Here is a 12,622-nt window from a genome sequence, read left to right as displayed (position 1 = left end):
GAATGAGTGTTTTATATCCGTTAATTCAGGCGCTGGTGCTGTTTGCCGTTGCGCCGCTGCTGTCCGGTGTTACCCGCGTGGCGCGTGCGCGTTTGCACAATCGCCGCGGTCCGGGCGCTTTGCAGGAATACCGCGACATTATCAAACTGCTGGGCCGTCAGAGCATTGCGCCTGCGGATTCCAGCTGGGTTTTCCGCCTGACGCCGTTTGTGATGGTGGGCGTGATGCTGACTATCGCCACTGCGTTGCCGGTAGTGACCGTTGGCTCGCCGCTGCCACAACTGGGCGATCTGATCACCTTAATTTACCTGTTCGCCATCGCCCGTTTCTTCTTCTCTATCGCGGGACTGGATACCGGTAGCCCGTTTACCGCCATTGGCGCCAGCCGTGAAGCGATGCTCGGCGTGCTGGTTGAACCTATCCTGCTGCTGGGGCTGTGGGTAGCGGCACAGGTTGCGGGTTCAACCCATATCAGCAATATCGCCGATACCATTTATCACTGGCCTGCTGCGCGCAGCATTCCGCTGATTCTGGCACTGTGCGCCTGTGCTTTCGCCACCTTTATCGAAATGGGCAAACTGCCGTTCGATCTGGCGGAAGCAGAGCAGGAGCTGCAGGAAGGTCCATTGACCGAATACAGCGGCAGCGGTTTTGCCGTGCTGAAGTGGGGCATTAGCCTCAAACAGCTGGTCGTTCTGCAAATGTTCGTTGGCGTGTTCCTGCCGTGGGGACAGATGGAAACCTTCACCGCCGGTGGACTGCTGCTGGCGCTGGTGATTGCCGTCGTCAAGCTGGTCCTCGGCGTGCTGGTCATCGCCCTGTTCGAAAACAGCATGGCGCGTCTGCGTTTTTGCGCCACTTCACGCGTGACCTGGGCCGGTTTTGGGTTTGCGTTTTTAGCGTTCGTCTCCTTGCTGGTGGCGTGATTTAAGAGAGTTTGAGCATGTCTGAAGAAAAATTAGGTCAACAATATCTCGCTGCGCTGCACCAGGCCTTTCCGGGCGTGGTGCTGGATGAAGCCTGGCAGACCAAAGATCAGCTGACGATCACCGTCAAGGTGAACTACCTGCCGGAAGTGGTGGAGTTCCTGTACTACAAGCAGGGCGGCTGGTTATCCGTACTGTTTGGTAACGACGAACGCCAGCTGTGCGGTCATTACGCCGTTTATTACGTGATGTCGATGGAGCAGGGCACCAAATGCTGGATAACTGTCCGCGTTGAAGTCGATGCCAATAAGCTGGAGTTCCCGTCCGTCACGCCGCGCGTTCCGGCTGCCGTCTGGGGCGAGCGTGAAGTGCGCGACATGTACGGTTTGATCCCGGTTGGTTTACCGGATGAGCGCCGTCTGGTGTTACCGGATGACTGGCCGGACGAACTCTATCCGCTGCGTAAAGACAGCATGGATTATCGTCAGCGCCCGGCGCCGACTACCGATGCTGAAACCTACGAGTTCATCAACGAACTGGGCGACAAGAAAAATAACGTGGTGCCGATTGGCCCGTTGCACGTCACCTCCGATGAACCCGGTCACTTCCGCCTGTTTGTTGACGGTGAGAACATTATCGACGCCGATTACCGTCTGTTCTATGTCCACCGCGGCATGGAGAAACTGGCGGAAACCCGTATGGGTTATAACGAAGTGACGTTCCTGTCGGATCGCGTGTGCGGCATCTGCGGCTTTGCGCATAGCACCGCTTATACCACCTCCGTTGAGAATGCGATGGGCATCGTGGTGCCGGAACGTGCGCAGATGATCCGCGCCATTCTGCTGGAAGTTGAGCGTCTGCACTCGCACCTGCTCAACCTCGGGCTGGCCTGTCACTTCACCGGTTTTGACTCCGGCTTTATGCAGTTCTTCCGCGTACGTGAAACGTCGATGAAGATGGCTGAGATCCTCACTGGGGCACGTAAAACCTACGGTCTGAACCTGATCGGCGGTATCCGTCGTGATCTGCTGAAAGAAGATATGATCCAGACCCGTCAACTGGCGCAGCAGATGCGTCGTGACGTGCAGGAACTGGTCGATATGCTGCTCAGCACGCCGAACATGGAACAGCGTACCGTTGGTATTGGTCGTCTTGATCCGGAAATTGCCCGTGACTTCAGTAACGTCGGCCCGATGGTTCGCGCCAGCGGCCACGCGCGTGATACCCGCGCCGATCACCCGTTTGTCGGTTATGGTCTGCTGCCGATGGAAGTTCACAGCGAGCAGGGCTGCGACGTTATTTCTCGCCTGAAAGTCCGTATTAATGAAGTCTACACCGCGCTGAATATGATCGACTTTGGTCTGGACAACCTGCCGGGCGGCCCGCTGATGGTGGAAGGCTTTACCTATATTCCTCACCGTTTCGCACTGGGCTTTGCTGAAGCGCCGCGTGGAGATGACATCCACTGGAGCATGACCGGCGACAACCAGAAACTGTATCGCTGGCGCTGCCGTGCGGCGACTTACGCCAACTGGCCGACGCTGCGCTACATGCTGCGTGGCAATACCGTTTCCGATGCCCCGCTGATTATCGGTAGCCTCGATCCTTGCTACTCCTGTACTGACCGTATGACTGTGGTTGATGTGCGTAAGAAGAAGAGCAAAGTCGTGCCGTACAAAGAACTTGAGCGCTACAGCATCGAGCGTAAAAACTCGCCGCTGAAATAAGGAATCGCCATGTTTACCTTTATCAAAAAAGTCATCAAAACCGGGGCACCGACGTCGTCGTATCCGCTGGAGCCGATTGCGGTCGATAAAAACTTCCGTGGCAAACCGGAACATAATCCGCAGCAGTGCATCGGCTGTGCGGCCTGTGTGAACGCGTGCCCGTCGAACGCGCTGACGGTAGAAACCGATCTGGTCACCAATGAGCTGGCGTGGCAGTTCAACCTTGGGCGCTGCATTTTCTGCGCCCGCTGCGAAGAAGTCTGCCCGACAGCGGCAATCAAGCTGTCGCAGGAGTATGAGCTGGCGGTGTGGAAGAAAGATGATTTCCTGCAGCAGTCTCGTTTTGCGCTGTGCAATTGCCGCGTATGTAACCGTCCGTTTGCGGTGCAAAAAGAGATTGATTACGCCATTGCGCTGCTTAAGCACAACGGTGATACCCGCGCGGAAAACCACCGTGAAAGCTTTGAGACCTGCCCGGACTGTAAGCGCCAGAAATGCCTGGTGCCGTCTGACCGTATTGAACTGACTCGCCATATGAAAGAGGCCAGCTGATGAGCAATTTATTAGGCCCACGTGACGCCAACGGTATTCCGGTACCGATGACGGTGGATGAATCCATTGCCAGCATGAAAGCATCGCTGCTGAAAAGCATCAAGCGTTCAGCGTATGTTTACCGCGTGGACTGCGGCGGCTGCAACGGTTGCGAAATCGAAATCTTTGCTACGCTTTCTCCGCTGTTTGATGCCGAACGTTTTGGCATCAAAGTCGTCCCGTCACCGCGCCATGCGGATATTCTGCTGTTTACCGGCGCGGTAACCCGTGCCATGCGCTCTCCGGCGCTGCGTGCCTGGCAGTCTGCGCCAGATCCGAAAATTTGTATCTCTTACGGTGCCTGCGGTAACAGCGGCGGTATCTTCCACGACTTATACTGCGTATGGGGCGGCACGGACAAAATCGTACCGGTGGACGTGTATATTCCAGGTTGTCCGCCGACGCCTGCGGCAACGCTGTATGGTTTTGCCATGGCGCTGGGTCTGCTGGAGCAAAAAATTCACGCGCGTGCGCCGGGTGAACTGGACGAACAGCCGGCGGAAATTCTGCATCCGGACATGGTTCAACCGCTGCGTGTGAAGGTGGATCGCGAGGCTCGCCGTCTGGCGGGATACCGCTATGGTCGCCAGATTGCTGATGACTATATGACGCAGTTAGGGCAGGGCGAGCATCAGGTGGCGCGCTGGCTGGAAGCGGAAAACGATCCGCGTCTGACCGAGATCGTCACGCATCTTAACCATGTTGTCGAAGAGGCGCGTATCCGATGAGTGAAACGGTGGTGTTCAGTCAACTGAGCCGTAAGTTTATTGATGAGAACGATGCGACGCCCGCTGAGGCGCAGCAGGTTGTCTATTACAGCCTGGCGATTGGTCACCACCTTGGGATCATCGATTGCCTGGAAGCGGCGTTAACTTGTCCATGGGACGAATATCTGGCATGGATTGCTACCCTTGCTGAGGGAAGCGAAGCCCGCCGGAAAATGGAAGGCGTGCCGAAATACGGCGAGATCGTTATCGATTTCAACCATGTACAAATGCTGGCGCGCGCGTTCGATGATGCGCGTGCCGTGCAGACCCCGCAGCAGCAGGAGTGGAGCAAGCTGATGCTTAGCATGCTGCACGACATACACCAGGAAAGCGCCATCTATCTGATGGTGAGGAGACACCGTGACTGACGTTTTATTATGTGTGGGTAACAGCATGATGGGCGATGACGGCGCGGGCCCGCTGCTGGCTGAAATGTGTGCTGCAAATCCTCAAGGCAACTGGGTTGTCATCGACGGCGGTAGCGCGCCGGAGAACGATATTATCGCCATCCGAGAACTGCGTCCGCAACGTTTGTTGATTGTTGATGCCACCGATATGGGGTTGAACCCCGGTGAAATCCGCATTATCGATCCCGATGACATTGCCGAGATGTTCATGATGACCACCCACAACATGCCGCTGAACTACCTGGTAGATCAGCTGAAAGACGATGTTGGTGAGGTAATTTTCCTCGGCATTCAACCGGACATCGTCGGTTTTTACTACCCGATGACACAGCCGATCAAAGATGCTGTTGATACCGTCTATCAGCGATTAGCCGGTTGGGAAGGACACGGTGGATTCTCCGAGCTGGAAGCACCAGAAGAGTAAACCGTATCAGTGCCGGATGTGAACGACATCCGGCCTGTTTTCCCAGTGTATCCTCGTCATTCAATTGCCTGCTCAATAATTAATTTCCCCTGCATCACTGATACATTCACTGCCGTCCCGGTAGGGAATCCCGCTTGTTCCAGCCAGTCGCCGTTCAGCGTGAGTGAGGCGTGACGACTGATTCGTCGCGTATAACCCGTTTTTGGATCTTCATGGCGTTTTCTGACATAGCTGACTTTCAAGCGACGTACTGGTTTGGTGATTGCCACCGCTGTTTTGCCCTTTTTATCAAACATGCACGCTTCCTTGTGGTGAACGGCCAGGATTAAAAACTACTGAATAAAATGCCAGTAAAAAAGGGGGAGGGCAAACCTGAAACTGGAAGGACGATTCCAAATCCGGAATGTAATAAATGAAATGAAAATATGTACTTCTGCCGGAAGGCTGTAACCCCCTCCGGCAGATCCGTCATGCCAGATCGGCACCGTTACTGGCGATGACTTTTTTGTACCACCAGAATGATTTCTTGCGTGTACGTGCCAGCGTGCCGTTGCCCGCGTCATCGCGGTCCACATATACAAAACCGTAGCGTTTGCTCATCTCACCGGTTGAGGCTGAAACCAGATCGATACAGCCCCAGGAGGTGTAACCCATCAGCGGCACGCCATCTTCAATCGCGTCTGCCATGGCGCGAATATGTTCGCGTAAATAGCTGATGCGATAGTCGTCATTGATCTCACCGTTAGCATCGATTTCATCTTTCGCTCCCAGCCCGTTTTCCACCAGAAACAGCGGTTTCTGGTAGCGGTCATACATCATATTCATGGTGATGCGCAGGCCGAGCGGATCGATTCCCCAGCCCCATTCACTGGTGGCAATGTACGGATTACGCAGCGACTTCACCACGTTGGCAGCGCTGGTATTGCCCGTGTTCATTTCAGCGGAGGCGCAGCGCGATGCGTAATAGCTGAAAGAGACGAAATCGACGGTGTTTTTCAGTATGTCGTCGTCTTCTGGGGCTTTTTCGATTACCACGCCTTTTTCGCGAAAAACGCGGGCAGAGTAAGCCGGGTAGGCCCCGCGCGCCTGCACATCAATAAAGAACAGGTTTTCACGGTCTTTTTCCAGTGCGGTCCACACATCTTCCGGCTTACACGAGTAAGGATAAAAATTACCGCCAGCCAGCATACAACCGACCTGGTTTTGCGGATTAATTTCATGGGCTATTTTAGTCGCCAGGGCGCTGGCTATCAGTTCGTGGTGAGCGGACTGATATTTCACCTGATCCTGATTTTCACCTTCTTCAAATACCAGCCCGGCGCCTGAAAAGGGGCTGTGCAGCATAATGTTGATTTCGTTGAACGTCAGCCAGTACTTCACCAGACCGTCAAAGGCCTCGAAGCAGGTACGGGCGTAGCGGGTAAAGAACTCCACCATTTTGCGGTTACGCCAGGAGCCGTACTCGGTGACCAGATGCATAGGCACATCGAAGTGACACAGCGTGACTAATGGCTCAATACCGTATTTTTTACACTCGGCAAACACGGCCCGATAAAACGCAATTCCGTCTTCATTCGGCGTCAGCTCGTCGCCGTTAGGGTAGAGGCGGCTCCAGGCAATGGAAGTACGAAAAACCGTAAACCCCATTTCCGCCATTAGCGTGATATCTTCTTTATAGCGATGATAAAAGTCGATCGCCTGATGGCTGGGATAAAATTCGTCATCCCGCAGCGTAAAGCGCTTTTCCTGACCCAGTTTGACGGGCATGCGGTGTGTGCCGTGGGGGATCATATCGACGGTAGTCAGCCCTTTGCCGCCTTCCCGGTATGCCCCTTCAGATTGGTTGGCGGCCAGTGCGCCGCCCCATAAAAATCCTTGCGGAAAAACAGACATAATTAACCTCAGTTCGTACCAGTCAAATGCTGGCTCCATTGATATTGCCCGGTTGTGCGGCCTGGTTTTTTCTGGCCTGCGCGGCTGCATCTTCGACAGGAATATCTTCAAAGCCGAGAATCAGCGTTAATACAAAAGAAAGCACTACCGCCAGCGCCATTACGCCAAATACCCAAACGATGGTCATCGGATTGGCCGGATCGAAAAACTGGACGCTGGTGAACAGACCTGGAGCCGCCATGGAGTGGCTTGCAAGCCCGGCCATTCCAGCAACAGCACCGCAGATAAAACCGCTGATAAGGCTCGCAATCAGCGGACGTTTCAGGCGGATTGCCACGCCATACAGCGCGGGTTCGGAAATGCCCGCCATGATGGCTGAGGCGGCGGCCGCTAACGCCGTCTGGCGCAGCTCCGGGTTTTTGGTTTTCCATGCCACTGCCAGCGATGAACCACCTAACGACAAGTTGGCACCGATTTCCGACGGCATCACCATGCCTTCTTTTCCGGTTTCGGCAATGGTCTGAATAATGGTTGGCGTAAAGACACGGTGCATACCGGTCATTACCAGCAGCGGCCACAGCGCGCCCATAATGGCCACTGACAGCCAGCCGAGATAGCCGTGGATGGTATAGACCAGCGCTGAAATCGCGCTACCGATCCAGATACCGATCGGGCCAATGATGACGATGGCGAGCGGGGCGGCGATCAGCACGATCAGCATCGGTTTGAGGAAGTTTTTGGTCACCGCCGGAGTTATACGATCGACCCAACGTTCGATGTATGACAAGCACCAGGTCATGACCAGCGCCGGGATCACCGTGTAGGTGTATTTCACCGCCGTCACTGGGATCAGGGCAAACTCAACGTGCTCACCCTGCGCGGCCTTCGCCATCAGGTCGATAAAGCTGGGATGCACCAGTACGCCCGCGATGGCGATAGCCAGCGACATGTTGGTTTTGAATTTGATAGCGGCCGACGCGGCGACCATCAGCGGCAGGAAGAAGAATGCACCGTCGCCAATGACGGTCAGAATGGTGAGCGTGGACGATCCTTTCACCAGCACGCCGGTCATTTCCAGAACCATCGCCAGCAGCTTGAGCATTGATCCGCCGATAATCGCCGGGATCAACGGCGACATTGTGCCGATCAGCGCATCAAGGATCCCCGCGCCAATCCGCTTCAGCGTCAGTCGGGGTTTGATTTGCGGCTCAGCAGGCTGCATGTTGGCAGGCAACAGGCTGACCACTTCACGATACGCCTGCGAAACGGTGTTGCCGATAATCACTTGGCACTGGTTCTCGTTGCGCACCACGCCGAGCACGCCAGTGAGGGTTTTCAGCGTCGCGCTGTCGACCTGCGAGTCATCTTTGATAACGAAACGCAAACGGGTCATACAGTGGGTCACTGCTGTGATGTTGTCGACGCCTCCCAGAGCCGTCACAACGGAGCGCGCCAGCGCTGCATAATTCTTGGACATCGGATTTAATCCTGTTTTATCAGTAGAGTACGTTATTTTTTATCCGTTTACGTGGGTCGCTTTTCTGGGTTGATGAAACGCAGATAGGAAACCGGTTCCACAAAATCATGTTTAAATTACATTGACTGATCAAGATTTAATTTTGATCAATTTTTGTAATTGTGACTCCGATCACCAGATGTCAGCGTCTGCGATTTAGCAGCAAGGACAGCGGCAAAACGGTGCAGTACACTGCGTCACATCGAGATAAAAGGGATGAGTAATATGACCACGATGCTGGAGGTGGCGAAGCGTGCCGGAGTGTCGAAAGCGACGGTTTCCCGGGTGCTTTCCGGAAACGGCTATGTCAGCCAGGAAACCAAAGACCGCGTGTTTCAGGCCATTGAAGAGAGTGGTTACCGCCCAAATTTGCTGGCGCGCAGTCTCGCGGCGAAAACCACGCAGACACTGGGTCTGGTGGTAACAAACACCCTTTATCACGGCGTCTATTTCAGCGAACTGCTGTTTCATACCGCGCGGATGGCGGAAGATAAAGGGCGCCAGCTGTTACTGGCTGACGGTAAGCATAGCGCTGAGGAAGAGCGCCAGGCGATCCAGTACCTGCTCGACCTGCGCTGTGACGCGATTATGATTTATCCGCGTTTTCTCAGCGTGGATGAGATAGATGACATCATCGATGCCCACAGCCAGCCGATTATGGTGCTTAATCGACGCCTGCGGAAAAACAGTAGCCATAGCGTATGGTGCGATCAAAAGCAGACCAGCTTTAACGCCGTTACTCAGCTCATTGCCACCGGGCATAAAGAGATTGGTTTTATTACCGGCTCGATGGATTCGCCAACCGGCGTGGAGCGACTTTCAGGCTATAAAGACGCGCTGGCACATCATGGGATCGCGCTAAATAATGATCTGATTGTTAAAGGGAAATGGACGCCAGCCTGCGGCGCAGCGGGTGTGGATACTTTGCTCTCGCGCAAGGTCAATTTTACCGCATTGGTGGCCAGCAATGACGATATGGCGATCGGCGCGATGAAGCAGTTGCACGAGCATGGTGTGAGCGTTCCCGCACAGGTGTCGGTGATTGGCTTTGATGATATCGCCCTCGCGCCATACACTATTCCGGCGCTTTCCAGCGTTAAAATTCCGGTAACAGAAATGATTCAGGAAACGATTGGGCGCCTGATCTTTATGTTAGGTGACGGGGCGTTTACGCCGTCAAAGACCTTCACCGGTGAACTCATTGCGCGCGACTCAGTTGCGCCGCCCGTTTCGCGCTGACGGCTGTCATTTGTCATCGTCACTAGTGACGATGACACGCCCTTCTTGCGTTCTTCAGAATAAAATACCTTTAAAAACAGCAAATTAAATTCTGGCACGATTTGTGTATGCTTCGGCAGATATTCTGTCATTGCTGGAGAAATTGATGAACCGTTTCATCATTGCAGACGCCAATAAATGCATTGGTTGCCGTACCTGTGAAGTGGCCTGCGTGGTATCCCATCAGGATAACCAGGACTGCGCATCGCTGACCCCTGAAACCTTTTTACCCCGCATTCACGTCATCAAAGGTGTTAATGTCTCCACGGCGACGCTGTGCCGCCAGTGCGAAGACGCGCCGTGCGCTAACGTCTGTCCGAACGGTGCGATCAGCCGTGATAAAGGTTTTGTCCACGTAATGCAGGAACGCTGCATTGGCTGTAAAACCTGCGTTGTGGCTTGTCCTTACGGCGCAATGGAAGTGGTCGTGCGTCCGGTCGTGCGTAACAGCGGCGCAGGTCTGAACGTCCGTGCAGAAAAAGCTGAAGCCAATAAGTGCGACCTGTGCCACCATCGTGAGGCCGGTCCTGCCTGTATGGAAGTGTGCCCGACTCACGCACTGATATATGTGGATCGCAATAAGCTTGAGCAACTGAGCGCGGAAAAACGTCGTCGCGCCGCGCTGGATTCCACCGCATCTTTGCTGTTCTGATATCTGAAAATCCGCGTAAAATACGGTAGTACTTATGCCGGATGGCGGCTTTGCCTTATCCGGCCTACTGTTCGCATCCACGTAGGCCTGATAAGCGTAGCGCCATCAGGCAAACCGGGATAGATGACTGCGGGAACGACTTAATGACAATAAACAACCACTCCGGCGTACAGCTGCGTATTCGCGGCAAAGTACAGGGCGTCGGATTTCGCCCCTACGTCTGGCAACTGGCGCAGCGCTTACAACTGCATGGCGATGTGTGTAACGACGGTGACGGTGTGGTTGTGCGCTTACAGGAAGATCCGGCGGAATTTATTGCGCAGTTGTATCAACACTGCCCACCGCTGGCGCGCATTGACAGCGTTGAGAGCGAACCATTCGCCTGGACGCAGCAGCCTGCCGATTTCTCGATTCGTCAAAGTGCTGGCGGTACGATGAATACGCAAATCGTTCCGGATGCCGCGACTTGTCCCGAATGCCTTGTAGAAATGAACACCCCTGGTGAACGTCGTTACCGCTACCCCTTTATCAACTGCACCCACTGTGGTCCGCGTTTTACGATTATCCGCGCCATGCCCTACGATCGTCCGTTTACCGTAATGGCGTCATTCCCACTCTGCTCGCAATGTGACAAAGAGTATCGCGATCCGTACGACCGTCGATTCCACGCCCAGCCAGTGGCTTGTCCGGCATGCGGCCCTCATCTGGAGTGGTTCTGTGCGGGTGAGCGGGCGGAGAAAGAAGAGGCGCTGCAGGCGGCGGTATCGCGGCTGAAAGCAGGCGGTATTGTGGCGGTTAAAGGCATTGGTGGGTTTCATCTGGTGTGCGATGCGCGAAATGATAACGCCGTTGCGCTACTCAGGCTGCGCAAACACCGTCCGGCGAAACCTCTGGCAGTGATGCTGCCCTCTGATGAAGGATTGCCTGAACCCGCTCGTCGTTTGCTGACTACCCCTGCTGCGCCGATCGTGCTGGTGCAGAAACGCTATGTCGCTGCATTGAGCGAGGGCATTGCGCCGGGGTTAACGGAGGTTGGCGTCATGCTGCCAGCGAATCCGTTACAGCATTTACTCTTACAAGAGATGAATTGTCCGCTGGTGATGACCTCTGGCAACCTCAGCGGCAGGCCTCCGGCCATTACCAACGCCCAGGCGCTGGAAGATTTACACGACATTGCCGACGGTTTCCTGCTGCATAATCGCGAAATTGTGCAGCGGATGGATGACTCCGTGGTGCGCGACAGTGGGGAAATGCTGCGTCGTTCCCGGGGATATGTGCCAGATGCGGTCGCACTACCGCCAGGATTTCGCGACGTGCCGCCGATGCTGTGCTTAGGGGCGGATCTGAAAAATACTTTCTGTCTGGTGCGCGGCGAGCAGGCGGTTATCAGCCAGCATTTGGGCGATCTTAGCGATGACGGCATTCAGCAACAGTGGCGTGATGCGCTACGCCTGATCCAGAACATTTATGACTTTACGCCGCAGCGTATCGTGCATGATGCACACCCTGGCTATGTTTCCAGCCAGTGGGCCAGTGAAATGGAGCTGCCAACTGAAACGGTGCTGCATCACCATGCGCATGCCGCTGCGTGTCTTGCGGAGCACGGCTGGCCGCTCAATGGCGGTGATGTGATTGCTCTGACGCTAGACGGTATCGGTATGGGGGAAAACGGCGCGCTGTGGGGGGGAGAGTGTTTGCGGGTCAACTATCGTGAATGCGAACACCTTGGCGGCTTACCGGCGGTAGCGCTGGCGGGCGGCGATCTGGCGGCAAAACAGCCGTGGCGTAATCTGCTCGCGCAGTGCCTGCGTTTTGTTCCTGACTGGCAGCGTTATCCGGAAACATCGGTGCTGCAACATCAAAACTGGAACGTGCTGGCGCGCGCTATTGAACGGGGAGTTAACGCTCCGCTGGCGTCATCGTGCGGACGACTGTTTGATGCCGTTGCCGCCGCGTTGCAATGTGCACCGGAATCATTGAGTTATGAAGGTGAAGCGGCCTGTGCGCTTGAGGCGATGGCATCGCAATGTAATGGCGTTGATCACCCAGTCACGGTGCCGCTTGATGACAATCAGCTGGACTTAGCGGTTTTTTGGCAGCAATGGCTTAACTGGCAGGCCAAACCAGCAGAAAGGGCATGGGCGTTTCACGACGCGCTGGCGCGTGGTTTTGCCACTCTGATGCGAATGCAGGCCGAAGCGCGCGGGATTAAGACGTTAGTATTTAGCGGTGGCGTGATGCATAACCGCTTATTGTCGGCCCGTCTGGCGTTTTATCTGCGTGATTTTACCTTACTGTTCCCGCAGCGTTTACCGGCGGGCGACGGCGGGTTGTCATTGGGGCAGGGCGTGATTGCCGCGGCGCGAGCGTTGGCGCAAAAATAAAAAAAGCCCCGGGACTGGCGGGGCAAGAAAAACATGTCGGGGCATACCGACAAGTGG

The 12,622-nt window shown here is 55.0% G+C and carries 12 protein-coding genes; 9 read left to right on the top strand and 3 right to left on the bottom strand.

Annotation, left to right across the window (positions count from 1 at the left end; all coding sequences use genetic code 11):
* The first annotated feature begins 2 nt into the window (after window positions 1-2).
* Genes SK38_RS17240 through hycI form a run of 6 tightly spaced genes read left to right on the top strand, consistent with a single transcriptional unit; the run spans window position 3 to window position 4,842 of the window.
* Complete coding sequence (locus SK38_RS17240) at window positions 3-926, top strand: respiratory chain complex I subunit 1 family protein (protein WP_048236636.1); 924 nt, start codon at window positions 3-5, stop codon at window positions 924-926.
* A gap of 17 nt (window positions 927-943) precedes the next feature.
* Window positions 944-2,653, top strand: coding sequence for a formate hydrogenlyase subunit HycE (hycE, locus tag SK38_RS17235; RefSeq protein ID WP_003037393.1), 1,710 nt, complete (start codon window positions 944-946; stop codon window positions 2,651-2,653).
* Between the two features lie 9 nt (window positions 2,654-2,662).
* Window positions 2,663-3,205 carry a formate hydrogenlyase complex iron-sulfur subunit gene (locus tag SK38_RS17230; RefSeq protein ID WP_032944742.1) on the top strand — a complete coding sequence of 181 codons (543 nt, stop codon included), beginning with the start codon at window positions 2,663-2,665 and terminating at the stop codon, window positions 3,203-3,205.
* Window positions 3,205-3,972 (top strand): formate hydrogenlyase subunit HycG, encoded by a 768-nt coding sequence (hycG, locus tag SK38_RS17225; RefSeq protein ID WP_003037388.1) that lies wholly within the window; start codon window positions 3,205-3,207, stop codon window positions 3,970-3,972. Before SK38_RS17230 ends, hycG begins: the two co-directional genes overlap by 1 nt.
* A complete protein-coding gene (locus tag SK38_RS17220) occupies window positions 3,969-4,379 on the top strand; it encodes a formate hydrogenlyase maturation HycH family protein (protein WP_003037385.1) in 411 nt (136 codons plus the stop codon). Before hycG ends, SK38_RS17220 begins: the two co-directional genes overlap by 4 nt.
* Window positions 4,372-4,842 (top strand): hydrogenase maturation peptidase HycI, encoded by a 471-nt coding sequence (hycI, locus tag SK38_RS17215; protein ID WP_048215686.1) that lies wholly within the window; start codon window positions 4,372-4,374, stop codon window positions 4,840-4,842. Before SK38_RS17220 ends, hycI begins: the two co-directional genes overlap by 8 nt.
* 56 nt (window positions 4,843-4,898) lie before the next feature.
* Here the strand turns inward: hycI and SK38_RS17210 are convergent, their stop codons facing one another.
* The 3 genes from SK38_RS17210 to ascF all read right to left on the bottom strand — a co-directional run bounded on the left by SK38_RS17210 (window position 4,899) and on the right by ascF (window position 8,212).
* Window positions 4,899-5,138: a SymE family type I addiction module toxin gene (locus SK38_RS17210; protein WP_008785630.1), complete on the bottom strand. Its 240-nt coding sequence runs from the start codon at window positions 5,136-5,138 to the stop codon at window positions 4,899-4,901.
* Between the two features lie 172 nt (window positions 5,139-5,310).
* Window positions 5,311-6,735, bottom strand: coding sequence for a 6-phospho-beta-glucosidase (locus tag SK38_RS17205; protein ID WP_048236894.1), 1,425 nt, complete (start codon window positions 6,733-6,735; stop codon window positions 5,311-5,313).
* Window positions 6,736-6,757: 22 nt separating this feature from the next.
* A complete protein-coding gene (gene ascF, locus SK38_RS17200) occupies window positions 6,758-8,212 on the bottom strand; it encodes a PTS cellobiose/arbutin/salicin transporter subunit IIBC (RefSeq protein ID WP_032944740.1) in 1,455 nt (484 codons plus the stop codon).
* A gap of 264 nt (window positions 8,213-8,476) precedes the next feature.
* Between ascF and SK38_RS17195 the strand changes: the two genes are divergently transcribed.
* The 3 genes from SK38_RS17195 to hypF all read left to right on the top strand — a co-directional run bounded on the left by SK38_RS17195 (window position 8,477) and on the right by hypF (window position 12,565).
* Complete coding sequence (locus SK38_RS17195; RefSeq protein ID WP_048215688.1) at window positions 8,477-9,490, top strand: LacI family DNA-binding transcriptional regulator; 1,014 nt, start codon at window positions 8,477-8,479, stop codon at window positions 9,488-9,490.
* A gap of 145 nt (window positions 9,491-9,635) precedes the next feature.
* Window positions 9,636-10,181 carry an electron transport protein HydN gene (gene hydN, locus SK38_RS17190; RefSeq protein WP_003037366.1) on the top strand — a complete coding sequence of 182 codons (546 nt, stop codon included), beginning with the start codon at window positions 9,636-9,638 and terminating at the stop codon, window positions 10,179-10,181.
* Window positions 10,182-10,324: 143 nt separating this feature from the next.
* Entirely contained in the window at window positions 10,325-12,565 is a 2,241-nt protein-coding gene (hypF, locus tag SK38_RS17185; RefSeq protein WP_048236635.1) for a carbamoyltransferase HypF, read from the top strand.
* Window positions 12,566-12,622 lie beyond the last annotated feature (57 nt).

This window comes from Citrobacter sp. MGH110 (assembly GCF_001037515.1).
Lineage (GTDB): Bacteria > Pseudomonadota > Gammaproteobacteria > Enterobacterales > Enterobacteriaceae > Citrobacter > Citrobacter portucalensis.
This window is presented reverse-complemented; position numbering and strand designations above follow the sequence as displayed.

What these genes read in the sequence shown, in the direction of transcription:
- hypF (WP_048236635.1), top strand. Translation starts at nt 10,325, where the DNA reads ATGACAATAAACAACCACTCCGGCGTACAGCTGCGTATTCGCGGCAAA.
- SK38_RS17230 (WP_032944742.1), top strand. Translation starts at nt 2,663, where the DNA reads ATGTTTACCTTTATCAAAAAAGTCATCAAAACCGGGGCACCGACGTCG.
- SK38_RS17210 (WP_008785630.1), bottom strand. Translation starts at nt 5,138, where the DNA reads ATGTTTGATAAAAAGGGCAAAACAGCGGTGGCAATCACCAAACCAGTA.
- hycE (WP_003037393.1), top strand. Translation starts at nt 944, where the DNA reads ATGTCTGAAGAAAAATTAGGTCAACAATATCTCGCTGCGCTGCACCAG.
- SK38_RS17205 (WP_048236894.1), bottom strand. Translation starts at nt 6,735, where the DNA reads ATGTCTGTTTTTCCGCAAGGATTTTTATGGGGCGGCGCACTGGCCGCC.
- SK38_RS17195 (WP_048215688.1), top strand. Translation starts at nt 8,477, where the DNA reads ATGACCACGATGCTGGAGGTGGCGAAGCGTGCCGGAGTGTCGAAAGCG.
- hydN (WP_003037366.1), top strand. Translation starts at nt 9,636, where the DNA reads ATGAACCGTTTCATCATTGCAGACGCCAATAAATGCATTGGTTGCCGT.
- ascF (WP_032944740.1), bottom strand. Translation starts at nt 8,212, where the DNA reads ATGTCCAAGAATTATGCAGCGCTGGCGCGCTCCGTTGTGACGGCTCTG.
- SK38_RS17220 (WP_003037385.1), top strand. Translation starts at nt 3,969, where the DNA reads ATGAGTGAAACGGTGGTGTTCAGTCAACTGAGCCGTAAGTTTATTGAT.
- SK38_RS17240 (WP_048236636.1), top strand. Translation starts at nt 3, where the DNA reads ATGAGTGTTTTATATCCGTTAATTCAGGCGCTGGTGCTGTTTGCCGTT.
- hycG (WP_003037388.1), top strand. Translation starts at nt 3,205, where the DNA reads ATGAGCAATTTATTAGGCCCACGTGACGCCAACGGTATTCCGGTACCG.